Below are 25,340 nucleotides of genomic sequence, written 5' to 3' on the forward strand. Positions count from 1 at the left end.
TTTCTTGCCAAGGCACAGCGGTTCCATTTTCGCCCATTGGGCGTCTGTCAGTACGAAGCGATCCATGCAGACCTTGAATCACAATCACACGCTTTTAAAAACCATAATTCCCAACAGACCCCAAAAAGGCGGCGTCTTTCAAAGCTTTTTGGGAAAAAGCTTCACCAGAAACTTTTTCACTTTCCTGATGACGGGGAAATATTGAGGTAACGCGCGGCCTCGCGCACCGTCTACGCCAGCGCGCCGGGCTGGAACGGGGAGGTCAGCCCGGCTTCCAGCACCAGTCCGGTAAAGGGCCGCGATCCCCCCCGTTCGCACAGCGCCACGTAATCGCGCAGCGCGCGGTCGTAATCGGTGCGGCTGCGTTGCCAGAACTGTAGCGCGCAGCACAGCGCAAGCGCGTAATCAATGTAATAGAAGGGCGAGCGGTAGATATGCCCCTGCGCCTGCCACCGTCCCCCGGCCGACGGATGGGCGATCCCGCCATAGTCGCGCCACGGCAGGTAGCGGCGTTCCATCTCCCGCCACAGTTCGTGGCGTCCGGCGGGCGACATGTCGGGCCGGGCATAGATTTCGTGCTGGAAATGGTCCACGCACACGCCATAGGGCAGGAACGACAGCGACCCGATCAGGTGCATCTGGCGAAAGCGCTCGGCCTCGCCGGGGGCGACCATCAGGTCCATGTGCGGCCATGTCAGGAATTCCAGCGCCATGGAGTTGATTTCCGCCGCATCCATCGTCGGCCACAGAAGGTCCACCGCAGGCAGGTTGCGGCTTTTCCAGTTCTGGTAGGCATGTCCCATTTCATGGGTGAACACGTTGATGTCGTGCTGCGTGCCGTTGAAGTTGGCGAAGATGAACGGCATGCCCACCGTGGGGAAGGAGGTGCAGAACCCGCCCCCCGCCTTGCCATCGCGGTTGCGCAGGTCAAGGAACCCGCCTTCGCGCATCTGGCGGTAGAACCCGCCCAGGTCGCCGCCCATGCGGTCGAACATCACCTGCGCCTGCGCCACCAGCATGTCATGCCCGCCGATGGGGCGCGGGTTGCCATGCGGGTCGATCAGGGGTTCGTCCCACGAATACACGCACTCCCACCCCATCGTGGCACGGCGGCGTTCAAGGATCTGCTGCACCAGCGGGACGACATGGGTGCGCACGTCCTCGCGAAAGCGCGCGACCTCCCGCGGGCCGTAATCCACCCTGCGCATCCGGCGGTAGGCCAGCGAGGTATAGGCGTCATATCCAAGAGCCGCGGCCATGTCGGCGCGGACATGCACCAGGCGGTCGAACAGCGTGTCGAGTTGCGGCGCATTGTCGGCAAAGAACGCCCAGCGCACGCGTTCCGCCTGTTCGCGCACGGCGCGGTCGGTGCTTTCGGCATAGGGCGCAAGGCCGGACAGGTTGACGGTCCGGCCATCGATCGACAGCCGGGCGGAGGCGATCAGCGCGGTGTATTCCCCGCTCAGCCGGGCTTCCTCCTCCAGCGCGTCGGCGATTCGCGAATCGAAGGTCGTGATGTCCGTGCGCCACAGTTCCAGCGTATGCGGCGTCAGTGCGGCGCGTACCGCCTGCTGGTCCGGGGCGTCAAGCAGCCGGCGCTTGATCGCGACCTCGAACGCCGTGACATGCGGCGTCAGCGAATCCGCGTAATCGCGCTCCGCCCGGTTGGTGGCCGATGTCGTATCCTGTGAGAACCGCAGGTCCGTCATCGCCGACCAGCTTTCGTAATCGCGGCGGATCGTATCGAACAGGCCCAGCGCCTCATGCAGCCGGTTCTGGTCCAGCAGGGTGGAAACCTGCCCGAAGCGCAGGGAAAGCCTTTCGCGGGTCGGGCGTGGAAAATCAAGTTCGCTGAATCGTGGTGCCATGCCCCGAGTCTGCCATCATAGGCGGGCGAGGTCTATTGCCCGATGTATGCAGCCCGCCATGGGGGCCGTCCCGCACGATGGGCGGCAGGGGGCCGGATATGACGATTCGCCGCCCTATCGCGCGCGCAGCACATGGCGGGCAAACCACACGCACATTCCTGCGAAAACCAGCGCACCCGCGATATCCGGCACGGCGGCGGGCACGTTTGCGGGCATGATCGACAGGGCGCTGTCGCGTCCGGCGAATCCCGCCACCGCCGACAGCGCGACCCCCATCAGGCTTTCCCCCACGATCATGCCCGACGCCAGCATGGTGCCGATCTGTGCCGAGCGGGCGTCGCTTCCCCGTCGCGTGCAGACCCAGTTGACCAGAGCGCCGACCGCCAGCGTGACCGTGACGGCGGCGGGCAGGTAGATGCCGATCCCTACCGCCAGCGGCGGCAGCGCGCGCCCATGGCGGCGCAGTGCCAGGTCGGTCACGATCACCATGACCGCCAGCGCCCCGCCAATGGCCAGCATGTTCCAGTCAAGCTGGTGCAGGAAGATGCCCGACGCGATCATCATCATCAGCGCGGGCTGCGGCGCGGCCAGCGCATGCGTCGGGTCCATGCCCGGATGCGGCAGGTAGCCGACGAAACCATAGGTCTGGTACAGGATATTGAGCACCGGCGGGATCACCAGCGCCCCGGTCGCGCACCCGATCAGCAGGGCGACCTGCTGGCGCCATGGCGTCGCCCCCACCAGTTGCCCGGTCTTGAGGTCCTGGAGGTTGTCGTTGGAAATCGCCGCCGATGCCGTCAGCGCGGACAGGATGTACAGGCAGAAGGCGATGCCGCCATGGTCGCCCACGGATGCCGGGAACAGCCCCAGCGCGCGCATGCCCACGAACAGCGACGCGATCAGGATCACCGCCACGATGCAGATCCCCGAGATGGGGGAGGAGGAGGAGCCTACGATCCCCGCCATGTATCCGCACGTCGCGGCGACAAGGAAGCCGACCAGCATGCAGAACAGCGTCCCCACCAGCGCCAGCCCGATGGTGCCCGCCCCCACGCCGCCAAAGGGGGCAAGGAAGGCGATGAACAGGCCCGTCAGCACCACGCTGATGCCTGCGGCCAGCATCCCGACCTGACGCAGCGGCAGGTCGCCGCCATCCCCGGCGTCCCCGCCGGAAGAGGCGCTGCGCAGGCTGGAATGGATGCCACGGATGATCGGCCCCATCATGCGCGCCAGCGTCCACACGGACGCCACGGCGATCATGCCCGCACCGATGAAGCGCACGTCATGCATCCATACGCCCGTGGCATGGGCCGCGGGGGCAAGATGGGCGGGGTTGGCCTCATGCGCCGTCAGGAACGGGACGAATACCCCCCATGCCAGCACCGCGCCCAGCAGCATGGCAAGCCCCCCCTCGATCCCCACGAGGTAGCCCGCGCCCAGCATCGCCAGCGAAAACCCGCACGACCCGCGAAAGACCGCGATGCCCCATGACAGCGTGACGGAGGCCTCGTCCGCCAGCAGGCGCAACCCGGCGGAGGCAAAGGTGATGGCCGCCGCGATCACGCCACCGCCCGTCAGCGCGCGCAGGGCGGCGGGACTGGTGTCTTTTTCGCCGGCCTTGAGGATTTCCGCCGCCGCCACGCCCTCGGGATAGGGAAGGGCGCTTTCGCTCACCATGGCGCGGCGCAGCGGGATGGTGAACAGCACCCCCGTCATGCCCCCCGCGGCGGAGATGAGCGCGGTTTCGATGAAGGGGAAATGCTGCCAGTAGCCGATCATGACCAGCGCGGGCAGCGAGGCGAAGACGCATGACAGCGTCCCCGCGGCGGAGGCCTGCGTCTGCACGATGTTGTTTTCAAGGATGCTGGCCCCGCCAAGCGCACGCAGCACCGCCATGGAAATGACGGCGGCGGGGATGGAGGACGCGACCGTCAGCCCCACCTTCAGCCCCAGATAGATGTTCGACGCGGTGAAGACGAGGGTGATGAGCGCCCCGAGGACAATGCCGCGCAACGACAGTTCCCGGGGCATGCGCGTCGCTTTCATATGGATCGCTGGCCTGCTGCTGTGAAAAGGGAAGGAAGGCCGCCGCGCCGGTGGGCGCGCGAACGGCGGCCACGCCCGGACACCCGCGGGGGATGCCGCGATGCGTGGCGCATGCCGCCATTCCCGCGCCCGGCATGTGGCATGGGCGGGATCAGAGCTTGTGGAAGGTCGGCATCACGAGGTGGGCGCGGTTGAAGTCAAGCTGCGCCTGCGTCAGCTGGAATCCGACCTCGATATGGTACTGTTCGGAATGGATGCGCCGCGAAATCGGCATGGTGATGGGGATGTTGCGCGTACTGGTGGCTTTCTGCAGGTCGCCATTGTCGAATTCGATATGGGCGATGAACTGCTTCTTGCTCTTGATCTCGCCATTGTACACCACCGCCACGAAATACGGGATGTTGACGAAATTGACCTTCGATGCGGGGCCACGCACCACATGCAGGCCGATCTGCATGTTGGTGACGACCGTGCGGTGGGCCCCGTCCTCGCACGAGCCGACGACCTCGCGCAGGGCGGCGCGGACCACCAGGTGCGACAGGTCATGCTCGCTGCCGGCATACTGGTAGTAATCCGCCGCCTCTCCCGGGATCTCGACGGTCGGGCAGGCCGGGGCGAACGAGATCGAATCCGACTCATTCTGGCATCCCGCCGCCAGCAGGGGCAGGGCGAGCAGGGGCAGCGCGCGCAGGAAATTCACGGAACGGGACGAAAGGGACGCGCGGGAGGGGAAATGGGCAATCATGCGGGGGTTCCGGGCTTTCGTGCTCGACATGGGCTTGGTGGATGGCTGGCTGATAATGGCGGTTGAAAGAGTTGGTATGCAATCGGGCATCGCAACGCGGACATGTAAATGCCCCGTCACGCCGGGGAGGACATATATATGAGAATAGGCTAGAATGAACGGGAAATGGCTTGCGCCATCGCCACGGTTTGCGTAGGGCCGGGTCATTGCATCGCGATGCGGGACCGGCAACTGTAACAGATCGCGGCCCGTATCCTATACCGCCCGCCGGATGTTTGGGGAACACCATGCCCGACCAGATGATTCACACTCCCGATGCCCACGCCCCCGTTGACGTCGCGCCCCGCCTGCTCAAGGTCCTGCTTGCCGGGCCGCGCGGGTTCTGCGCCGGGGTCGACCGCGCGATCCGCGTGGTCGAGGAAGCGATCCGCCGTTATGGCGCGCCCGTCTACGTGCGGCACGAGATCGTCCACAACCGCACCGTGGTGGAGGCGCTCGAGGCGCAGGGCGCGATCTTCGTGGAGGAACTGGACGAGGTGCCGTCCGACGGCCACGTGGTCTTTTCCGCCCATGGCGTGCCCAAGACCGTCCCGGCGGAGGCCATGCGCCGCAACCTGCTGTACCTGGATGCGACCTGCCCCCTCGTCTCCAAGGTCCACCGTGAGGCGGAGCGCCACTTCGCTGATGGCGGCCCCGAAAGCCGCCACATCCTGATGATCGGCCATGCCGGCCATCCGGAGGTCGTCGGCACGATGGGGCAGCTGCCCGCGGGTGCTGTCACGCTGATCAACGATGCGGAGGAAGCGCGCACGGTCCAGCCGGCCGATCCCTCGCGCCTTGCCTTCATCACGCAGACGACGCTGTCGGTCGATGACACGGCGGAAATCGTCGATATCCTGCGCGACCGCTTCCCCCTGATCGAGGGGCCGAAGCGCGAGGACATCTGCTACGCCACGACCAACCGGCAGGAAGCGGTCAAGGCGATCGCGCCGGGCTGCGACCTCGTGATCGTGATCGGCTCGCCCAACTCCTCCAACTCCCAGCGGCTGCGTGAAGTGGCGGAGCGCAGCGGCGCGCCGCGCGCCCTGCTGGTGCCGCGCCTGAACGCGCTGGACTGGTCCGCGCTGGACGGGGTGAAGACGCTGGGCATCACGGCGGGCGCGTCCGCTCCGGAATCGCTGGTGCAGGAAATGGTCGCGGCCCTGGCCAAGCGCTTCACGCTGGAGATCGAGGAGCGCACGGTCAAGGAAGAGAACGTGACCTTCCGCCTGCCCGCGCCGCTCGGCTGATTTTTCCGTAATCGACGATGGCGGTCTATACGGACGTCCCCCCCGAGGAGCTTTCCAGGTTCGTCGGGGGCTATGACATTGGCGAAACGGTCTCGTGCCATGGCATTGCCGAGGGCGTGGAGAACAGCAATTTCCTGCTGCGCACCACGCGCGCGGATTTCATCCTGACGCTGTATGAGCGTCGGGTGAACCCGCATGAACTGCCGTGGTTCCTTGGTCTGATGCAGTATCTGGCGGGGCAGGGGCTGTCCTGCCCGCGGCCCGTGGCCGATCGTGCGGCTGCTACGCTTGGCACGCTTGCGGGGCGTCCCGCCGCCATCACCACCTTCCTGCATGGCGCATGGCCCCGCGATATCGAGACCTTCCATTGCGAGGCGGTGGGGGCGGCGATGGCGCGCCTGCACCTTGACGGGGCCGGATATACTGCCGAACGCCGCAACAGCATGGGGCCTGCCGCATGGCCGCCGCTGCTTGATGCCTGCCGGGCTTCGGGCGATCAGGTCCAGCACGGGCTGGTTGCGGAACTGGATGACGCGCTGGCGTTCGTCGGGCCGTCATGGCCGGGGCAGGGCGCGCATCCGGCCCTGCCGCGCGGGCAGATCCATGGCGACCTGTTCCCCGACAATGTGTTCTTCATCGACGGGCGGGTGTCGGGACTGATCGATTTCTATTTCGCCTGCACCGACTGGTTCGCCTATGACCTTGCCATTGCGCTCAACGCCTGGTGCTTCGACGCGCATGTGGCCTTCTGCCCTGACCGGGCGCGGGCGATGGTGCGCGGCTATGAAAGCGTGCGGCCGCTGGGCGCGGAAGAACGCGCGGCGTTGCCGGTGCTGGCGACGGGGGCGGCGGTCCGTTTCCTGCTGACGCGGCTGTATGACTGGATCAACACGCCGCCCGATGCGCTGGTCACGCCCAAGAACCCGCTCGACTACCTTGGCCGGTTGCGTTTCTTCCGCGCGCTCACCACCCCGCCGGAGTGGCTGTGATGGACGCGGTGACGGGGGATGTGGACGTGCCGGGCGATGACGTGGTGCGCATCTGGACCGATGGCGGGTGCAAGCCCAATCCCGGACCCGGCGGATGGGCCGCCCTGCTGCAGTTTCGCGGGCAGGAGCGCGAGATCACGGGCGGCGAGGCGGAGACGACCAACAACCGCATGGAACTGACCGCCGTGGCGGAGGCGCTGGCCAGCCTGAAGCGGCCGTGCAAGGTCATCCTGCATAGCGACAGCCAGTATGTGTGCAATGGCATGACGCGCTGGTCCACCGGGTGGGTGCGGCGCAAATGGCGCAATGCTTCCGGCGACCCGGTGGCGAACATGGACCTGTGGCAGCGCCTGCTCGACCTTGCGACCCGCCATGACATCACATGGCAGTGGGTGCGCGGCCATGCGGGTGACGAAAACAACGAACGTGTCGATGTCCTTGCCACGCAGGCGCGTGACGCGCTCGGGATCGCCTATCCGTCGCGGCGCAAGTGATGGCGCCCGCGACCGGCCACGCCCCTGCGATCATGGTGCGGGGACTGGGCCTGTCGATGGACGGGCAGCGTATTTTCGAAAATCTGGATGCCACGTTTCCTGCCGCCCGCCTGACGGTCCTGCTGGGTGGCAGCGGGATTGGCAAGACGACCCTGCTGCGGCTCGTGGCGGGACTGCTCGTGCCGGATGCGGGGACGATTGCGGCCGATGATGGCGTGCCGCTGTCCGGTCGCGTGGCCTGGATGGGGCAGGATGCCATGCTGCTGCCGTGGGCGCGGGTGGATGACAATGTCATGCTGGGCAGCCGCCTGCGTGGCGAGGCGCTGGACCGTGCCCGCGCCCATGACCTGCTGGAGCGCGTCGGGCTGTCGGCCTCGCGCGCTGCCCTGCCATCCGCGCTGTCGGGGGGGATGCGCCAGCGCGTCGCCCTTGCCCGCGTGTTGTATGAGGGCAGGCCGGTCGTCCTGATGGACGAACCCTTTTCCGCGCTCGACAGCATCACGCGCCTGCGGATGCATGAACTGGCGGCGCGGATGCTGGCGGGATGCACGACGATCCTGATCACCCATGACCCGCTGGAGGCCTGCCGCATGGCGCAGGCGCTGTTCATGATGGGGGGCGATCCCGTCCGCCTGTCGGCCCTGCCTGCACCGGGCGGGGTGGAGATCCCGCGCGCCGTGGACGATCCGGCGCTGCTGTCGGCGCAGGCGGACCTGTGGCGGCGGATGCTGGCGTCATGACGGTTGCCGCACGAATCCTGCGTCCGGTGGTCACGCTGCTGGGGCTGGTCTGTATCTGGTGGGGGATCGCGCGCTGGGGCCATGTGCCGCCTTACCTGCTGCCCGCGCCCGATGCGGTGGCGCGCTCTCTGTGGCGGCAGCGCGCGCTACTGGGCGACTCCGCGCTGACCACGCTGATCGAGACCGCGTGCGGCCTTGCGCTGGGCGTGGGGGGCGGGGCCGTGCTGGCGCTGCTGATGGCGCTTTCGCCCGTGGTGCGGCGCTGGACCATGCCGCTGGTGCTGCTCAGCCAGGCGGTGCCGGTCTTTGCGCTGGCGCCGTTGCTGGTGCTGTGGTTCGGGTTCGGCATGGCGTCAAAGATCGTGATGGCGGTGCTGGTCATCTTCTTTCCCGTGACGTCCTCCTTTGCCGACGGGTTGCGCCAGACCCCGGCGGACTGGATCGACCTTGCGCGCACCATGGGGGCATCGCGCTGGCGGATGCTGCTGCATGTGCGCCTGCCGGCCGCCCTGCCGGCGCTGGCATCGGGCGTGCGGGTCGCCACCGCCATCGCGCCGATCGGCGCCGTGGTGGGGGAATGGGTGGGGGCGTCGTCGGGGCTGGGATTCCTGATGCAGACGGCCAATACCCGTTTCGAGACGGACCTGATGTTCGCCGCCCTGCTGGTGCTGGCGGCGATGACTGTCGTGCTGTGGTGGGGAATGGACCTTCTGCTGGGCCGGGTGTTGTACTGGGTGCCGGTCCGGCATGGGGAATGACCCTGGCAATGGTAAATGAAGAATGGGGCGCCTGCATGGCAGATGTTGACGGATGCCGCGCAAGGGGCCACCACAGCCCACAGATACTGTTTGTGAACAAGACGGAAGCCGTGACATGACCCGTCCCCTCCTTCTGGACCTGACTGGCGCGCCGCAGGATATGGCCGCACTTGTAATGGCGCTGCAGGTTCCCGACATGCTTGCCCCCCTGCTTGTGACGACGGGCGGGCGCGAGGCGCGGCAGGCGCACCGGGCGGCGGCACTTGCGCGCATGGTGCTGGAAAAGGCCGGGCGCGCCGACATTCCTGTCCATGCGGGCAGCGGGCAGCCGCTGTTTGCGGTGGGCGGCGCCTGGACCCCGGCCCGCATTGCCACCGGGGAGGAGGCGGAACTGCCCGCCATGGCCATGATCCGCCATGCCATGGCCCAACCCGCCGGAAGTGTCAGCATCTGCTGCACCGGCGCGCTGACCAACCTTGCGCTGGCCCTGATCCAGGAACCGCGCCTTGCCGCGCACCTGCATGGGGTCGTGATCCTGGCGGATGCGGGCAGGGGGGAGGAGTCGGGCGTGGATGCCAATATCCATGCCGACCCGGAGGCAGCGGCCACGGTCCTCGCCTCTGGCGTGCCGGTGACGGTGCTGCCGCGTGCCTGTGTCGCGCGGGTGACGGCGGATGGCATCTGGATGGAACAGGTCGAAGCCCTTGCCGGGCGGGGCTGTGCGGGCGGCATGGTCCATGACCTGCTGCGTGGTGCGGGCGCGCAGGCGGTGCCGATGGCGCCTGCGGTGGCCATCATCGCCCTGCTGTGCCCCCGGCTGTTCGCCGGGCACATGGCGCGTCTGGGCGTGGAATGTCGTGGGGAACTGACCCGTGGGACGCTGGTGCGGGTCGAAAGTGGCGAAAATAATATCGCACCCAATACCTTTATCCTGAACCGCGTCAATGTCGATGCGTGCCGGGAGGTCGCCCGCGACCTGCTGCTGCATGCCGCGGGCGTGGCGTGAGCATGGGGCGGGGACAGGGAAATCATGTGCCCCGGTGCAAAAAGCCGCATCGCATGGCCCATGACGGTTGCAGGATGGATGGCCGGTCCAGTAATGGTCCCCGCAGGGATCGCACCTGACGGGCGGCAGGCCTGCCGGGGCGACACAGGTGACACATGGGCATGACGAAGCGCCGGATGCGGCGGGGGTCTTCTGTATGGATCGGTCTATAACATCCTCTGCTTCCCTGACGGGGGGCACGCGCGCACGGGGGGATGGGCTTTTCGCCGCCATTGTCCGTGGCAGCGCCCTGCTGATCCTGCTGGGGCTTGGCGGGATGATCGCGGTCATGGCGTGGGGGGCGCGCGGGGCCTTCGCCACGTTCGGGCCGGGATTCATCATCGATCCCGCATGGAACCCGGTGACGCAGCATTTTGGCGCCGCCGCGCCGGTGTTCGGCACCCTTGTCACCGCGCTCATCTCCATCGTCATCGCCGTGCCGCTGGCGTTCGGGATCGCCTTCTGGCTGACGGAAATCGCGTCCGCGCGGCTTGCCAGCGTCATCGGCACCGCGATCCAGTTGCTGGCTGCCGTGCCGTCGATCATCTTCGGCATGTGGGGCTTTTCGGTCATCGTGCCGCTGATGGCGCGGTATGTGGAACCGGCCGCCGCCCACTCGCTTGGTCGCCTGCCGGGCATTGGCGTGCTGTTCCGTGGCGCGCCGTATGGCACCGGGTTCCTGACGGGCGGGATCATCCTTGCGGTCATGATCACGCCGTTCATCTCCGCGGTGATGCGTGACGTCTTCACCTCCATGCCCGCTGTGCTGAAGGAAAGCGCCTACGGGCTGGGCATGACGCGCTGGGAGGTCATGCGCCGCATCGTGCTGCCCTGGTCACGCACGGCGGTGGTTGGCGGGATCATGCTGGGGCTGGGCCGCGCGCTGGGCGAGACGATGGCCATCACCTTTGTCATCGGCAATGCGAACCATATCGGCTGGTCGCTGTTTGCGCCGGGGAACACGATCGCCTCGCTCATTGCGCTGGAATTCCCCGAAAGCGCGATGGGGAGCCTGAAATTCTCCTCCCTGATGGCGGCGGGTTTCCTGCTCATGGTCATCTCGTTCGCGACGCTGATGTGTTCGCGCTGGCTGCTGCGTTCCGCACGGGCGGCGAAGTGATGGGCGCGCACGAAACCACCGCGCGCGCCGACGGCGGGGCCGGTTCGCCATGTGCGGGGCCGGGCTGGCGGCGTGACGGCGCGCTTGATGCGCGCAGGCGCCTTGTCGACCGTGTGGCGACGGGGTTCTGCTATGTCACCACGGCGCTGGTCCTGCTGATGCTGACCTCCATCCTGTTCGTGCTGCTGCGCAACGGGTTGGGCGGGATATCGTGGCAGACCTTCACCCATGTCACCCTTGCGCCGGGGCATGGGGGCGGGTTGGCCAATGCCATCGTCGGCAGCCTGATACAGACGGGGCTTGCGGTGCTGATCGGTGCGCCCGCCGGGCTGCTGGCGGGGATCTACCTTGCGGAATTCGCGGCAACCGACGGGCGCCTGCTGGGGGCGGTGCGGTTCGTGTCCGACCTCCTGCTGTCCGCGCCGTCCATCCTGGTCGGGCTGTTCATCTACATGATCATCGTGGTGCCGTCGGGCCATTTCTCCGGCATGGCCGGGGCGCTGGCGCTGGCCATGCTGGTGGTGCCGGTGGTGGTCCGCACGACGGAGGACATGCTGCGCCTCGTGCCGGTCGCCATGCGTGAGGCCGCGTTCGCGCTTGGCGCGCCGCGCTGGCGCGTGGTGCTGTTCATCTGCCTGCGTGCCGCGCGCGAGGGGGTGGCGACCGGCATCCTGCTGGCGCTGGCCCGCGTGTCGGGCGAAACCGCGCCGCTGCTGTTCACCTCGCTTGGGAACATGAACTGGTCCGTGCGGCCCGATGCGCCGATGGCCAGCCTGCCGATCGCCATTTACCAGTATGCCGGTTCCGCCTATCCCGACTGGACGCAGATGGCGTGGACGGGTGCGATGCTGATCACGGCAGGGATACTGATGATAAACATCGCCGTAAGGGTGGGGCTGGGGCGTAACAGGAAATGAACGTGGAAGAGACACAGCAGGCAGCGGACGGGACCGGGGTGGCCATTTCGGTCCGCAACCTCGATTTCTATTATGGCGCGCACCATGCGCTGAAGAATATCTCGATCGATTTCCCCGACCGTCAGGTCACCGGCATGATCGGCCCGTCGGGATGCGGGAAGTCCACGCTGCTGCGGGTGCTCAACCGCATGTATGACCTGTATCCGGGGCAGCGCGCGACCGGCGAGGTCATCTTTGATGGCTGCAACATCATCGGGCCGGGCGTGGATCTCAATGTCCTGCGCGCGCGCGTGGGCATGGTGTTCCAGAAGCCCACGCCGTTCCCGATGTCCATCTATGACAACATCGCCTTTGGCGTGCGGCTGCATGAACGCCTGTCGCGCGCGGACATGGACATCCGCGTGGAGGACGTGCTGCGCCGCGTCGCCCTGTGGCCGGAGGTGAAGGACCGCCTTGGTTCCTCGGCCGCGGCCCTGTCGGGCGGGCAGCAGCAGCGCCTGTGCATCGCGCGCACCATCGCGACCCGTCCGGAGGTCGTGCTGCTGGATGAACCGACCAGCGCGCTCGATCCCGTCTCCACCGCGCGGATCGAGGAACTGCTCGACGAACTCAAGGCGGATTTCACCATCGCCATCGTGACGCACAACCTGCAGCAGGCCGCGCGCTGCGCCGACCAGGTCGCGTTCTTCTATATGGGGGAGGTGGTGGAGGTCGAAAGCGCGGACCGCATGTTCACCGCCCCACGGCAGCGCCGCACGCAGGACTACATCACCGGCCGCTTTGGCTGAGGCCGGCCGCAGGGGCGGTCATGTCGTCGCGCCTGCGTAATGTCTTCGCGCTGCGGTTGCATCGCGCGGGCGCTTCCTTACATTTCGTATCAAGAACATGGGCTTTACCGGCCATGTGATGACCTACCCTGTGGGGATAACCCTTGTCGTGCGTCAGGAGTCGGTGCAGGGTAGGGGAACGTGTTATTACAGATTGGGATATAAGCATGATCAAGAAGATGATTCTGGCGGCAACGCTTGTTGGCGGGTTTGCGGGCATCAGCGCCGAAGCCGCCGTCGCCGCCCCGCCGCCCCCGCCGCCGTCGTGCCATGGCGCGATGGGCGGCATGCCGTTCCTGGCGCGCGTCAACCTGACGAAGGCCCAGCGCAAGAAGATCGACGCGATCCTGAAGGCCGACCACCCCGATTTCCATGCCGACATGGAAAAGGAAGCGGGCCTGCACCACCAGATCCAGGACCTGCTGGCAACCCCCGGCAAGGTGGACGAGGCCCAGATCGCGTCGCTGCAGCAGCAGATCGCCAGCATCCACCAGGCGCATGAGGCCGAGCGCCTGCAGACCGCGATCCGCATCCATGACGTCCTGACCGCCGACCAGCTGTCGCAGATCAAGGCCGATCAGGACAAGGCCGACAGCCTGCATGCGCAGCTGCGCGCGCTGATGGCGCCCCCGGCCCCGCCCGCCCACTGATCCTGACCGCATGGCCGGGGCGTCCGTAATGGCGTGACGTCCCGGCCCCTCCATCGCGTGTCAGTCAGGTCTTGACACGCGATGGGCGGGACAGATATACCCGACACAACATCAGGCACGTCACTTCGCGAAGGTTCGCGCAGTGGCGCTTATTCTTTTGGGGAAAAACCTTTGTTCGAGACGCTGTCAGGCAAGCTCTCCGGTGTATTCGATGGTCTCGCGAAGCGCGGGACCCTGTCGGAGGCCGATGTCACCGAAGCCATGCGCGAGGTGCGTCTGGCGATGCTCGATGCTGACGTGGCGCTCCCGGTCGTCAAGGATTTCGTCAACAAGGTGCGCGAACGTGCCGTCGGGCATGAGGTGCTCGACAGCATTTCCCCCGGCCAGGCCGTCGCCAAGGTCGTCAATGACGCGCTGATCGATGCGCTTGGCGGTGCGGGCGCGGTCCCGCTGAACCTCAGCGCCGTCCCGCCCGTGCCCATCCTGATGGTGGGCCTGCAGGGGTCGGGCAAGACGACGACCTCGGGCAAGATCGCGCTGCGCCTGGCCACGCGCGAACGCCGCAAGGTCCTGCTCGCCAGCCTCGATACGCAGCGGCCGGCCGCGCAGTTGCAGTTGCAGCAGTTGGCCGAACGCGCGGGTGTCGCCTCGCTGCCGATCATCGCCGGGCAGTCCCCGGTGGAGATCGCCCGCCGCGCCATGGATGTCGGGCGGCGCGAAGGTTATGACATCGTCATCCTCGATACCGCCGGGCGCCTGTCGATCGACGAGGCGCTGATGGATGAGGTGCGGGCCATCCGCGCCGAAACCCAGCCGGCGGAGACGCTGCTGGTCGTCGATGCGATGACCGGGCAGGACGCCGTCAACACCGCCAAGGCCTTCAACGAGGCCGTGGGCGTCACCGGCGTGGTCATGACCCGCATGGATGGCGACGCCCGTGGTGGCGCGGCACTGTCGATGCGTGCGATCACCGGCGCGCCCATCAAGCTGACGGGTTCGGGCGAAAAGCTCGACGCGCTGGAGGAATTCCATCCCGAACGTGTCGCGGGCCGTATCCTTGGCCTTGGCGATATCGCGGGACTGGTCGAAAAGGCCGCCGACACGCTCGACCACGAGGAGAGCGAGAAGATTGCAGCGAAGATGCTGCAGGGCAAGTTCGACCTCGACGATTACGCGGCCCAGATCCGGCAGATCAACAAGATGGGGTCCATTTCGGGCATCCTGAACATGCTGCCGGGCATGGGCAAGCTGAAGGAGGCCATGGGCGACAAGGACATCGACACATCTGTCCTTGGCCGCCACCAGGCCATCATTTCATCCATGACCAAGGCGGAGCGCAAGACGCCCGCCATCATCAAGGCGTCGCGCAAGAAGCGCATCGCCGCAGGGTCGGGAACAACCGTGCAGGAAGTGAACCGGCTGCTCAAGCAGTACGACACCATGTCCTCGATGATGAAGCGGTTGAACAGGTTGGGAGTGAAGGGACTGATGCGTCAGGGCCTTTCCGCGCTGATGCCCGGCGGGGGACGTCCCCCCGGCGGGGGTGGACGTCCGCCGTTCGGCTGATGCCGCGTCACGTTTCCCTTTTGTGTTTTTACAAGTTGTTTTGTGGAGAAGTCTGAATGAGCCTCAAGATCCGCCTTGCACGCGCCGGTGCGAAGAAGCGTCCCTACTACCACATCGTCGTGGCCGACAGCCGTTCGCCCCGCGATGGCCGCTTCATCGAGAAGGTCGGTTCCTACAACCCGATGCTGCCGTCCGACCACGCCGACCGCGTGCGTCTGGTGGCCGAGCGCATCACCCACTGGCTGTCCAACGGCGCGCTGCCGACCGACCGCGTCGCCCGCTTCCTGGGCAATGCCGGCCTGGCGCCGAAGCCCACCTGGAACGAGCAGCCGAAGAAGTCCGCGCCGAAGAAGCGTGCGCAGGAACGCGCTGCCGCTGCTGCCGCCGCGACCGCCGCGGCCTGAGGCACGACGGTAGGCGGGCAGGCACGATAGAAGGCAGACGATGGATCGCGATCGTATCCTGATGGGCGTGGTGGGACGGCCGCATGGCGTGCGTGGGCTTGTGCATGTGCACAGCTACGCCGCCGTGCCCGAAGACCTTGCCCGTTACGGGGTGCTGCGTGACGACCATGGGAACGCCTGGCACCTGTCATGGCGGGGCAGGGGGATTGCCGAACTGCGCGATGGCGCAGGGGTGGCCGTCTCCAGCCGCGAGGACGCGCAGAAACTGGTCAACCGCAAGCTCTATGTCGGGCGCGCGGACCTGCCGGAACCGGGGGAGGACGAATTCTACGTCGCCGACCTCGTGGGGATGCAGGTGATCGAGCAGGGAAGCACGCCGTCGCGGGAACTCGGCCATGTGCGGCAGGTCCACGATTATGGCGCGGGCGTCAGCCTGGAGATCAGCGGAGGGGAAGGCACGATCCTGCTGCCGTTCACACGGGCCTGCGTGCCGGTGGTGGACATGGGCGCACGCCGGGTCGAGGTCGTCCTGCCCGATGAGATCGAGGTCCCGGCGGAGTATTTCCCCGGCGATGGCGCGGCGGAGTCCGTGGCATGACGACGTGGCAGGCCACCGCGCTGACCCTGTTCCCGGAGATGTTTCCCGGTTCGCTGGGATACTCGCTCGCGGGGCGTGCGCTGCGCGATGGGATCTGGTCGATGCAGGCGCAGGATCTGCGCGCGCATGGGCTTGGGCGCCACCGCACCATTGACGACACGCCGTTTGGCGGCGGGGCGGGAATGGTGATGCGGCCCGATGTCGTGTCGGCGGCGCTTGACGATGTCGCGCCACAGGGCCGGCCCGTGATCTATCCCACGCCACGCGGGCGGACGCTGACGCAGGCGGATGTCCGGCGTTACGCGGCGGGGCCGGGGGTTGTCGTGCTGTGTGGCCGTTATGAAGGCGTGGACGAACGCGTGCTTGAGGCGCGCGATATCGAACAGGTCTGCATCGGTGACTATATCCTGTCGGGGGGCGAGGTCGCGGCGCTTGTGCTGCTCGATGCCTGCGTGCGGCTGCTGCCGGGCGTCATGGGATCGGACGCAAGCGCCACGGAAGAAAGCTTCGCCGACGGCCTGCTTGAATACCCGCTTTATACCAAGCCGGCGCAGTGGGAGGGACGTGACGTGCCCGATGTCCTGCTGTCCGGCCATCATGGCGCGATCGCCCGGTGGCGCCATGACATGGCCGAGGCGGCAACGCGGCAACGGCGGCCCGACCTGTGGGCCGCCCATGTGGCGCGTGCCGGTGAAGATACGTCCCGACCTGCTGGCGCGCGCGCCAGTGCGGATCGGCTGAACTGAACACAAACCAATCAACTGAGGACCCGATCATGAACATCATCCAGAAATACGAGGCGGAAGAAATCGCCCGCCTGACCGCGACCCGCGCCGTGCCGGACTTCGCGCCGGGCGACACGGTGCGCGTTGGCGTGCACGTGGTCGAAGGTTCGCGCAAGCGCGTCCAGGCCTATGAAGGCGTTGTGATCGCCCGTTCGAACAAGGGCCTGAACAGCAACTTCACCGTGCGTAAGATTTCCAACGGTGAAGGCGTGGAGCGTGTGTTCCCGCTGTATTCCCCCGCCATCGCCGACATCACGGTCGTGCGTCGCGGTGTCGTGCGTCGCGCGAAGCTGTATTACCTGCGTGGCCGTCGCGGCAAGTCCGCCCGCATTGCCGAGCGTCCCCGCGATACGGCGCCCGCAGCCAAGGCCGAAGCGCCTGCCGCCGCGGAAGCCAAGGCCAACTGATTTGTACTACTGCCGTCGCCCGCGCCGCCGCCCGAAATGGGAAGGCGGTCCGCGGGTGGCGGCTTTTACTTATTGCCGACCGGGATCGTTCGCCCCTGCTGTCACGACAAGGCCGCGAAGGATCAGTCCGGTAGTGCCGCATGCTGGGGGATAGGAACTGATGGCTGCACGTACGCTGTTCGACAAGATCTGGGACAGTCATGTCGTGGAACGTCTCCCGGATGGTACGGCCATCCTTTATATTGATCGCCACCTCATCCATGAGGTGACGAGCCCGCAGGCGTTCGAGGGCCTGCGCATGACGGGACGGCGCCTGCGCCACCCCGAGGCGATGATCGCGGTGGTCGATCACAACGTGCCGACCTCTGACCGCACCCTGCCGATCGAGGAACCCGAAAGCCGCAACCAGATCGAGACGCTGGAACGCAATGTCGCGGAATTCGGCGTGCCGTATTTCCCGCTGCTGTCGGAACGCCAGGGCATTGTCCATGTCGTCGGCCCGGAACAGGGGATTTCCCTGCCCGGCATGACCATCGTATGTGGTGACAGCCATACCTCCACGCATGGGGCGCTCGGCGCGCTGGCGTTCGGCATCGGCACGTCCGAGGTCGAGCATGTGATGGCCACGCAGACGCTGCTGCAGAAGCCTGCGAAAAACATGAAGGTCGCGGTGGAGGGGCAGGTCGGCCCTGGCGTCAGCGCCAAGGACATCATGCTGGCGATCATCGGCAAACTCGGCACTGCGGGCGGCACGGGCTACATCATCGAATTCACGGGATCGGCCATCCGGGCGCTGGACATGGCGGGGCGCATGACGATCTGCAACATGTCGATCGAGGCCGGTGCGCGCGCCGGACTGGTCGCCCCGGACGAGACGACGTTCGAATATGTGCGCGGCCGTCCCTTCGCGCCGAAGGGCGAGGCGTTCGAGCAGGCCGTCGCCTACTGGAAGACGCTGGCCTCTGACGAGGGGGCGCATTACGACAAGGTTGTCGAACTGCGCGCCGAAGACATCCCGCCGGTCCTGACATGGGGGACCAGCCCCGAAACCGTCATCCCGGTGACCGGGACCGTCCCCGACCCGGCCGCCGAACCCGATGCGGCACGGCGGGCGCAGATGCAGCGCATGCTGGACTATATGGGCCTGCAGGCGGGGCAGAAGATCGCGGGCACGCCGGTCGATGTCGTGTTCATCGGGTCGTGCACCAACAGCCGGATCGAGGACCTGCGCGCCGCCGCCGCCATCGTTTCGGGCCGCCATGTGGCGCAGGGCGTGCGTGCGATGATCGTGCCGGGATCGGGCATCGTGAAGGCGCAGGCGGAAGAGGAGGGGCTGGACCGCATCTTCCTCGATGCCGGGTTTGAATGGCGCGAGGCCGGGTGTTCGATGTGCCTGGGCATGAACCCGGACAAGCTGACGCCGGGGCAGCGCTGCGCCTCCACCTCCAACCGTAATTTTGAAGGACGTCAGGGACCGGGCGGGCGCACCCACCTGCTGTCGCCCGCCATGGCCGCCGCCGCCGCCGTGACGGGATGCCTGACCGATGTGCGGGAGTTGATCTGACATGGATAAGTTCACGGTCCTGACGGCGATTGCCGCCCCCCTGCCGCAGGAAAACATCGATACCGACAAGATCATTCCGGCGCGCTTCCTCAAGACGACGAAGCGTTCGGGCCTTGGCGTGCATGCGTTCGACAGCATGCGCTACAACGCGGACGGGTCGGAAAACCCGGATTTCGTCCTGAACCAGAACCCGTACCGCAAGTCGCAGATCCTGATCACGCACGATAACCTTGGCTGCGGTTCGTCGCGTGAACATGCGCCCTGGGCGCTGCTGGATTTCGGCATCCGCTGCGTCATTGCGCCGTCATTCGCGGATATCTTTTTCAACAACTGTTTCAAGAACGGCATCCTGCCCATCGCCCTGCCGCGCGAGGTGTGCGACGAACTGATGGCCGATGCGCGGATGGGCGAGAATTCGCGCATCACCATCGACCTGCCCCGGCAGGTGGTGGTCCGCCCCGACGGGAGCGAGATCCCGTTCGAGGTCGATCCCCTGCGCAAGCGCCTGCTGCTGGAGGGACTCGACGATATCGGCCAGACCCTCCAGCACGAGGCCGCGATCGAGGGGTTCGAGGCCCGGCGCAGGCATGATGAGCCATGGATGCCGTCCATCACCATTGACTGACCGTCACCGGTCGCTTTTTCAGCAGGGAGCTGTCATGTCCGAAACCAAGAAACTCCTGATCCTCCCTGGCGATGGCATCGGCCCGGAAATCATGCGCGAGGTTGCGCGCATCATGGCGTGGATGAGCCGCGCGCGCGGGATCAATTTCGACATCACCGAAGACCTGGTCGGTGGCGCGTCGCTGGCGGTCCATGGCGTGCCGATCCGCCAGGAAGTGATTGACGAGGCCCGCGCCGCCGACGCCGTGCTGTTCGGATCGGTGGGGGACCCGAAATGGGCGTCCGCCGGGTTCGACCGCCGGCCTGAGATCGCGATCCTGAAACTGCGTCAGGAACTCGGCCTGTTCGCCAACCTGCGCCCGGCCAAGGTGTTCGATGCGCTGGCCGATGCCAGCACGCTCAAGCCCGAAGTGGTGCGTGGGCTGGATATCATGATCGTGCGCGAAACGGTGGGCGGCATCTATTTCGGTGAGCCGCGCGGGATCGAGACCCTGCCCGACGGGTCGCGGCGTGGCATCAATACCGAAGTCTATACCACGCCGGAAATCGAACGTGTCGCACGTGTGGCCTTCGACCTTGCGCGCAAGCGCGACAACCGCGTCTGCTCGGTTGAAAAATGCAACGTGATGGAAAGCGGCCTTCTGTGGAAGGAGGTCGTGACCGACCTGCATGCGCGTGAATACGCGGATGTGGAACTGACGCACATGCTGGCGGACAACTGCGCGATGCAGTTGGTGCGCAACCCGCGCCAGTTCGACGTGATCGTGACCGGCAACCTGTTTGGCGACCTGCTGTCCGACCTTGCCTCCATGCTGACCGGCAGCCTTGGCATGCTGCCTTCGGCCACGCTGGGCGCGGTGGACGCCAATGGCAGGCGCCCGGCCCTGTATGAGCCGATCCATGGCAGCGCGCCCGATATCGCGGGCAAGGGGCAGGCCAACCCGCTGGCGCAGATCCTGTCGTTTGCGATGCTGCTGCGTTATTCGTTCAACATGCTTGAAGATGCCGCAATGATCGAGACGGCGGTGGCCAATGTGCTGGCCAATGGCCTGCGCACTCCTGACATCATGAGCCCCGGCATGGCCGTTGTCGGCACCGAGGTGATGGGCGAGGCAGTGGTCCGCGAACTCGACAAGCTCCAGCAGGGCTGAACCTGAGTCCTGCGGGGCAACGTGGGCAAGCCGCATCTGGTGATCAGGTGCGGCTTTTTTATTATGAATGGCTGCTTTCTTTCTCAGGGCTCTGCCCTGAAACCCGCCAAAGGGCATTGCCCTTTGGAAACCATGACTTATCCATGAATCGGGGCTGGGGCTGCCGTAAAGACGTTTTTGGTGAAGCTTTTTTCCAAAAAGCTTCGAAAGACGCTGCATTCCTGAAAAAAGTCACCACCCCAAAACTTCATTCGTCATCTGCCAATCGCCCTCACAGGCCGGGCTTGAGCACATATCCCTTGCCGCGCACGGTCTGGAGAAAGCGCGGTTCGCGCGGGTCGGGTTCGATCCGGCGGCGCAGGCGCGTGACCTGCACATCGACGGCGCGTTCGCCGATTTCGTCCATTTCCAGCGTCTGCGCGATTTCGTGGCGTGACAGCACTTCGTTGGGATGGCGCGCCAGCACCGCCAGCAGCGCGGATTCGCCACCCGTCAGGTGCACGATCCCGTCACGACCGCTCAGCAGGCTGCGGGCGGGGTCGAACTCCAGTTCGCCAAGGCGCACGATGCGCAGGTTGTTGGTGGGCGGCGGCGGGGCGAAGCGGCGCAGGTGCGCCTTGAGCCGCAGCAGCAGTTCGCGCGGCTCGAAAGGCTTGCCGAGGTAATCGTCGGCCCCGGCCTCCAGCCCGATGATCCGGTCTTCCGGCTCCCCGCGTGCGGTCAGCAGCAGGATGGGGAAATCCAGTCCTTCGTTACGCAGTTCGCGCGTCAGTTCCAGCCCGTTTTCGCCCGGCATGGTGATGTCGAGCACAAGCGCGTCGGGCTGCATGAAGCCAAGGACCTGCCGCGCCTCATGCGCGGAGGCCGCGGCGCTGACGCGGAATCCCTGTTCGGTCAGGTAGCGTTGCAGCAGGCGGCGCAGGCGCGGGTCGTCATCGACCACCACGATATGGGCATCCATGTTTGCCGGGTCGCGTGGCGGCATGGTGGGGGATGCGGGACGGGGGGACCTGTTCATTCACGACTCCGTTGTGTCTGACCGGGTGCTTGGGCATCGCGATGGCGCGCCATGTTCCGTGATTCCTCTATCAGCCCGCGCATGACCCGGCGGAACCCTTCCACCGCAGGCCCCCCGGCCTCGCGATAGACCCGCAGCACGACGTCGCGCTGCCGTTCGAACAGGCGGCGTTCCATTTCATACCCGGCATCGGTCAGGCGCAGCAGGCGCATGCGCCGGTCACGGCTGCTGGTGTGCTGGTGGACCAGACCGCGCCGCAGGAGGTCATGGAGGGCACGGGCCATGCTTTGCTTGGTAATCGACAGAATGTCCAGCAGGGCGCCGACGGAAATGTCCGGCTCATTCTTTACGAACTGGAGGATCCGCTGGTGCGCGTGCCCGATCTGCATTTCCTCCAGCAGGGGATCAAGCAGGCTGGAAAAGCCACGGCAGGCCTGTGTCATCAGCATCTGCGCCTGGCGCATGTCCTCATCGCGCAGGAACAGCAGTTCGACGCCCGCGTGCGGGCGTGCGGGACGGCTGGCCGGTGGTGGGGGGCGGCGTTCGGTCAAGGGCGGGGCATGTGGATGGGGCGGGCCAACGGGTCGGTCAGAACGGACGCCCCAGCAGGCGGTTCTTCAGCCGGGTGATGCGGGCAATGTCGGCAAGGCGCCGGTCAAGGAATTCCTCCACCGTCGCCATGTTGCCGCCACGCGCCAGCCAGAACAGCAGCGTGGAGACATAGATTCCCGCCAGCGACGCGCGCTTGGTCATGTAGGTCACGCCCTGCGAATCGTCCCCGGCGGCGGTCCAGATGGCGTTGACGCTGCGCGCGATGCTGCGTGCCAGCAGGCGGGCGTGTCCCGGCATCATCAGCACCGACAGGGCATGGCGCACGGCGGGGCGATGGCCTGCGGCCTGCGTCAGGCGGAACATGATCGCCGCGCGCACCCGGCGGCTGAGCTTGCGCGAATGGAAACCGTGCGCCGCCGCAAGCATGTCGCGGTCGGCCAGGTCGAAATACGCCTCCGCCACTTCGGCGATGCCACCGGGGAACAGCAGGTCGGCATCCTCGCCCGCGACCTGTTTCAGGGTGGCCATGGACCATTCGCGCTGTCCCACGCCCTCCATCATGCGGCGCAGGGCGGCGTCACGCGCGGGGGAATGATCGACGGCGGGGGGCTGCAGGCACGATGTGGCCGATGCCGTGATGAGGGAGCCGATCATGCCTGCTGTTCTCCGTAACGTGTCATTTCAGTGTCAAACCCCATCTTCCGCAGGTCGTTCATCCGCATCGGATATAATATGCCGTTCAGGTGATCATATTCATGTTGCATGACATTCGCCACAAATCCCGATGCCGTGCCCTCCAGCCGCTGTCCCCGCGCGTCCAGCCCGTGATAGGCGATGCGGGTGTGCCGCGGCACCCATCCGCGCAGGCCCGGAATCGACAGGCATCCCTCCAGCCGCAGGACCGTTTCGTCGCCGATCGGCGTGATGTGCGGGTTGATCAGGACCTGCGGGCCGCAGGGCTGGTCATCGGGCGCGCCGGTGCTGCGCGCGGCAGGCACGCGATAGACGAACACCCGGCAGGAGCGGTGGACCTGTGGCGCGGCAAGGCCCACCCCGCCCGCATCCTCCATCGTCTCCACCATGTCGGCCACCAGGCGCGCGATGTCGGGGGACGCGGGGTCTTCCACCGCGTCCGCGCGGCGCAGCAGCACGGGATGGCCCATCCGGGCGATCTTGAGCAGGGTCACGGTGGCGTTGCTCCTTTGCATCTGGTGGCATGAAAACGCATCATCTGCGTCGTGTGCATGGGACGGTCGTGAAATAACCTGTGCGCAGGCGGTGTAAAACCACCGGAAAGATTTGTATTGCCGGATCGGGCTGTGATATAGGTGCGGCCCGTTTGGGAATCGCACGCAGGGAATGGCCTCGGGCGGTCATCCCCCATTACAGATACCCATCGCCGCCGGCGCAAGTGACGGCTTACAGCAGGAGTTGACGACCCAGTGCAGGTTCTCGTTCGTGATAATAACGTCGATCAGGCTCTCAAGGCCCTCAAGAAGAAGATGCAGCGTGAAGGCATCTTCCGGGAAATGAAGCTGCGTCGGCACTATGAAAAGCCGTCTGAACGCAAGGCGCGTGAAGCCGCTGAAGCCGTGCGCCGTGCGCGCAAGATGGAGCGCAAGCGTCTGGAACGCGAAGGGTTCTGATCTGTTTTCAGATACCGGGCATCGCCCGTGGGAAAAGCCGACTTCCGTATGGGGTCGGCTTTTTTTATGCCGGGTGCCCCGGATCACGGGATGATCCATGAAACAGCCTGCCGATCCCCCGCCACCGGCCGAAGGGCGGTCCACTGTGGGGCGTTACCTGGACCGCCTGGTGCGCCGCGTGCTGCCGCGTTCGCTGCTGGGGCGGATGCTGCTGATCGGGTTCATTCCCCTGCTGGTGACGCAGGGGATCTCGCTCGAACTGTTTTACGGCAATTACCTCAAGATCGTCTCGCGGCGGCTGTCGGCGGGCGTGGTGAACAATATCGCCATGACCATCGACATCATGGAACGCTATCCCACGCCATCGGACCGTGCGTGGATCCTGCGTGACGTGCGCGATCGCGCGCAGCTTCACATGACATGGCGCGAAGGGGAAAGCCTGCAGCGTGTGGGGTCGAACCATGTGCTGGGGCCGGTGGATGACGACCTTGTGCGTGACCTGCGCGTTGCGATCGGGCGCTCGGCCTTCGTGGACTGGAAAAGTGACCGCCATATCGTGTCGGTCTTCATCCAGATGCCCGACGGGGTGCTGCGTGTCGATACGCCGCGCAAGCGACTGGAAGTGGCGCCGGTCTGGCTGTTCGTCGCATGGGCGACAGGCAGCGCGCTGCTGCTGTTCTGCATCGCGGCCTTTTTCATGCGCAACCAGGTGCGTGCCATCCGGCGGCTGGCGCGGGCGGCGGAACTGTTCGGGCTGGGGCGCGACATCGACCCGATCCACCCCGAAGGCGCGCAGGAGATCCGCAAGGCGGCAGTGGCCTTCAACCGCATGCGCGACCGCATCTTCCGCTTTGTGGAGCAGAGGACATCCGTGCTGGCGGGTGTATCGCACGACCTGCGCACGCCCCTGACGCGCCTGCGGCTGACGCTGGCGATGATGCCGCGCCAGGGAACGGTCCGGGCCGAGGACCTGCAACCCGATATCGAGGACATGGTGGCCGATGTCGGGGAGATGGAGCGCATGATCGAAGGCTACCTGTCCTTTGCGCGGGGGGAGGGGGCGGAGATCCCGTCGATGGTCGATGTGCGCGAACTGCTGGAGGAGGTCGCGACGGCGGCCCGTCGTGCCGGTGCGCGCGATATCGGCGTCCATGTCACGCGCCCGCTCTGCATCGTGGTGCGTCCGGCCGCGTTCCGGCGCGTGCTGGCGAATATCATCGACAATGCACGCCGCCATGCCATCCATATCAGCCTGAGCGCGCGCAAGAAGCGCTCGGGCACGGTCATCTATGTCGATGATGACGGGTGCGGGATTGACGAATCACGCCGCGAGAGCGTCTTTCGCCCCTTTGAAAGCGGGCGCGATGGGGGAACCGGGCTGGGCCTGGCCATCGCGCGCGACATCATCCATGCGCATGGGGGCGAAATCCGGCTGGACAGCAGTCCGTCGGGCGGCCTGCGCGTGCGGATTGTCATCCCGGACTGAAATCCTGAAAGCGGGGAAGGGCTTGGGGGTGCCTTTTGCGATCTCACACAG

At 66.2% G+C, this 25,340-nt stretch carries 28 protein-coding genes; 21 read left to right on the plus strand and 7 right to left on the minus strand.

Annotated elements, in window-relative coordinates:
- Window positions 1-210 (plus strand): hypothetical protein (locus KMAL_RS17425; RefSeq protein ID WP_219811420.1); only part of this gene is annotated, 210 nt, incomplete at its 5' end.
- 20 nt (window positions 211-230) lie between these two features.
- On the opposite strand, the gene KMAL_RS02465 is transcribed toward KMAL_RS17425, so the two are convergent.
- From KMAL_RS02465 to KMAL_RS02475, 3 genes are all read right to left on the minus strand, one after another.
- A complete protein-coding gene (locus KMAL_RS02465) occupies window positions 231-1,868 on the minus strand; it encodes a M3 family oligoendopeptidase (RefSeq protein ID WP_110094192.1) in 1,638 nt (545 codons plus the stop codon).
- Between the two features lie 114 nt (window positions 1,869-1,982).
- The gene (locus KMAL_RS02470; RefSeq protein WP_110094193.1) at window positions 1,983-3,914 is read right to left on the minus strand and encodes an OPT family oligopeptide transporter; all 1,932 of its coding nucleotides are present in this window, start codon (window positions 3,912-3,914) and stop codon (window positions 1,983-1,985) included.
- Between the two features lie 151 nt (window positions 3,915-4,065).
- Window positions 4,066-4,659, minus strand: a complete 594-nt coding sequence (locus KMAL_RS02475; protein ID WP_110094194.1) for a hypothetical protein — start codon at window positions 4,657-4,659, stop codon at window positions 4,066-4,068.
- A gap of 287 nt (window positions 4,660-4,946) precedes the next feature.
- On the opposite strand from KMAL_RS02475, the gene ispH reads away from it, so the two are divergent.
- The 18 genes from ispH to leuB all read left to right on the plus strand — a co-directional run bounded on the left by ispH (window position 4,947) and on the right by leuB (window position 20,587).
- On the plus strand, window positions 4,947-5,948 hold the full coding sequence (gene ispH, locus KMAL_RS02480) for a 4-hydroxy-3-methylbut-2-enyl diphosphate reductase (RefSeq protein WP_110094195.1): 1,002 nt from the start codon (window positions 4,947-4,949) through the stop codon (window positions 5,946-5,948).
- A gap of 17 nt (window positions 5,949-5,965) precedes the next feature.
- On the plus strand, window positions 5,966-6,937 hold the full coding sequence (locus KMAL_RS02485) for a homoserine kinase (protein ID WP_110094196.1): 972 nt from the start codon (window positions 5,966-5,968) through the stop codon (window positions 6,935-6,937).
- Window positions 6,937-7,431, plus strand: a complete 495-nt coding sequence (gene rnhA / locus KMAL_RS02490) for a ribonuclease HI (RefSeq protein ID WP_110094197.1) — start codon at window positions 6,937-6,939, stop codon at window positions 7,429-7,431. Before KMAL_RS02485 ends, rnhA begins: the two co-directional genes overlap by 1 nt.
- Window positions 7,431-8,171 (plus strand): ABC transporter ATP-binding protein, encoded by a 741-nt coding sequence (locus KMAL_RS02495; RefSeq protein WP_110094198.1) that lies wholly within the window; start codon window positions 7,431-7,433, stop codon window positions 8,169-8,171. The genes rnhA and KMAL_RS02495 overlap by 1 nt, the downstream gene beginning before the upstream one ends.
- Window positions 8,168-8,929: an ABC transporter permease gene (locus tag KMAL_RS02500; protein WP_110094279.1), complete on the plus strand. Its 762-nt coding sequence runs from the start codon at window positions 8,168-8,170 to the stop codon at window positions 8,927-8,929. The genes KMAL_RS02495 and KMAL_RS02500 overlap by 4 nt, the downstream gene beginning before the upstream one ends.
- 115 nt (window positions 8,930-9,044) lie before the next feature.
- The gene (locus KMAL_RS02505; protein WP_167400032.1) at window positions 9,045-9,935 is read left to right on the plus strand and encodes a nucleoside hydrolase; all 891 of its coding nucleotides are present in this window, start codon (window positions 9,045-9,047) and stop codon (window positions 9,933-9,935) included.
- Between the two features lie 196 nt (window positions 9,936-10,131).
- The gene (pstC, locus tag KMAL_RS02510) at window positions 10,132-11,094 is read left to right on the plus strand and encodes a phosphate ABC transporter permease subunit PstC (RefSeq protein ID WP_110094280.1); all 963 of its coding nucleotides are present in this window, start codon (window positions 10,132-10,134) and stop codon (window positions 11,092-11,094) included.
- Window positions 11,094-12,011, plus strand: a complete 918-nt coding sequence (gene pstA, locus KMAL_RS02515; RefSeq protein WP_110094281.1) for a phosphate ABC transporter permease PstA — start codon at window positions 11,094-11,096, stop codon at window positions 12,009-12,011. The genes pstC and pstA overlap by 1 nt, the downstream gene beginning before the upstream one ends.
- A complete protein-coding gene (gene pstB, locus KMAL_RS02520) occupies window positions 12,008-12,799 on the plus strand; it encodes a phosphate ABC transporter ATP-binding protein PstB (protein ID WP_110094200.1) in 792 nt (263 codons plus the stop codon). Before pstA ends, pstB begins: the two co-directional genes overlap by 4 nt.
- A 206-nt stretch (window positions 12,800-13,005) precedes the next feature.
- Entirely contained in the window at window positions 13,006-13,488 is a 483-nt protein-coding gene (locus tag KMAL_RS02525) for a Spy/CpxP family protein refolding chaperone (RefSeq protein ID WP_110094201.1), read from the plus strand.
- Between the two features lie 171 nt (window positions 13,489-13,659).
- Window positions 13,660-15,054 (plus strand): signal recognition particle protein, encoded by a 1,395-nt coding sequence (gene ffh / locus KMAL_RS02530; protein ID WP_110094282.1) that lies wholly within the window; start codon window positions 13,660-13,662, stop codon window positions 15,052-15,054.
- 56 nt (window positions 15,055-15,110) lie between these two features.
- Entirely contained in the window at window positions 15,111-15,458 is a 348-nt protein-coding gene (rpsP, locus tag KMAL_RS02535; RefSeq protein WP_110094202.1) for a 30S ribosomal protein S16, read from the plus strand.
- A gap of 40 nt (window positions 15,459-15,498) precedes the next feature.
- Window positions 15,499-16,056: a ribosome maturation factor RimM gene (rimM, locus tag KMAL_RS02540; protein ID WP_110094203.1), complete on the plus strand. Its 558-nt coding sequence runs from the start codon at window positions 15,499-15,501 to the stop codon at window positions 16,054-16,056.
- Entirely contained in the window at window positions 16,053-16,802 is a 750-nt protein-coding gene (trmD, locus tag KMAL_RS02545; RefSeq protein ID WP_110094204.1) for a tRNA (guanosine(37)-N1)-methyltransferase TrmD, read from the plus strand. Before rimM ends, trmD begins: the two co-directional genes overlap by 4 nt.
- 29 nt (window positions 16,803-16,831) lie before the next feature.
- Complete coding sequence (rplS, locus tag KMAL_RS02550; RefSeq protein ID WP_110094205.1) at window positions 16,832-17,248, plus strand: 50S ribosomal protein L19; 417 nt, start codon at window positions 16,832-16,834, stop codon at window positions 17,246-17,248.
- 160 nt (window positions 17,249-17,408) lie between these two features.
- Window positions 17,409-18,812 (plus strand): 3-isopropylmalate dehydratase large subunit, encoded by a 1,404-nt coding sequence (leuC, locus tag KMAL_RS02555; protein ID WP_110094206.1) that lies wholly within the window; start codon window positions 17,409-17,411, stop codon window positions 18,810-18,812.
- A gap of 1 nt (window position 18,813) precedes the next feature.
- A complete protein-coding gene (gene leuD, locus KMAL_RS02560) occupies window positions 18,814-19,437 on the plus strand; it encodes a 3-isopropylmalate dehydratase small subunit (protein ID WP_110094207.1) in 624 nt (207 codons plus the stop codon).
- 34 nt (window positions 19,438-19,471) lie between these two features.
- Window positions 19,472-20,587, plus strand: coding sequence for a 3-isopropylmalate dehydrogenase (leuB, locus tag KMAL_RS02565; RefSeq protein WP_110094208.1), 1,116 nt, complete (start codon window positions 19,472-19,474; stop codon window positions 20,585-20,587).
- 271 nt (window positions 20,588-20,858) lie between these two features.
- Here leuB and KMAL_RS02570 read toward each other — a convergent pair whose 3' ends face one another.
- The 4 genes from KMAL_RS02570 to def are packed head-to-tail and all read right to left on the minus strand — an operon-like array spanning window position 20,859 to window position 23,344.
- Complete coding sequence (locus KMAL_RS02570) at window positions 20,859-21,572, minus strand: response regulator (protein WP_110094209.1); 714 nt, start codon at window positions 21,570-21,572, stop codon at window positions 20,859-20,861.
- Between the two features lie 29 nt (window positions 21,573-21,601).
- Window positions 21,602-22,156, minus strand: coding sequence for a MarR family winged helix-turn-helix transcriptional regulator (locus KMAL_RS02575; RefSeq protein ID WP_239019911.1), 555 nt, complete (start codon window positions 22,154-22,156; stop codon window positions 21,602-21,604).
- A gap of 37 nt (window positions 22,157-22,193) precedes the next feature.
- Window positions 22,194-22,811 carry a COQ9 family protein gene (locus KMAL_RS02580; protein ID WP_110094210.1) on the minus strand — a complete coding sequence of 206 codons (618 nt, stop codon included), beginning with the start codon at window positions 22,809-22,811 and terminating at the stop codon, window positions 22,194-22,196.
- Window positions 22,808-23,344 carry a peptide deformylase gene (def, locus tag KMAL_RS02585; protein ID WP_110094211.1) on the minus strand — a complete coding sequence of 179 codons (537 nt, stop codon included), beginning with the start codon at window positions 23,342-23,344 and terminating at the stop codon, window positions 22,808-22,810. The genes KMAL_RS02580 and def overlap by 4 nt, the downstream gene beginning before the upstream one ends.
- Window positions 23,345-23,599: 255 nt before the next feature.
- Here def and rpsU point away from each other — a divergent pair, with 255 nt between their 5' ends.
- Together rpsU and KMAL_RS02595 are read left to right on the plus strand one after the other, a co-directional pair.
- Entirely contained in the window at window positions 23,600-23,803 is a 204-nt protein-coding gene (gene rpsU, locus KMAL_RS02590) for a 30S ribosomal protein S21 (RefSeq protein ID WP_010506446.1), read from the plus strand.
- Between the two features lie 97 nt (window positions 23,804-23,900).
- Entirely contained in the window at window positions 23,901-25,289 is a 1,389-nt protein-coding gene (locus KMAL_RS02595; RefSeq protein WP_110094212.1) for an ATP-binding protein, read from the plus strand.
- The last annotated feature ends 51 nt before the right edge of the window (window positions 25,290-25,340 follow it).

The sequence above is a fragment of the Novacetimonas maltaceti genome (genome assembly GCF_002906255.1).
Lineage (GTDB): Bacteria > Pseudomonadota > Alphaproteobacteria > Acetobacterales > Acetobacteraceae > Novacetimonas > Novacetimonas maltaceti.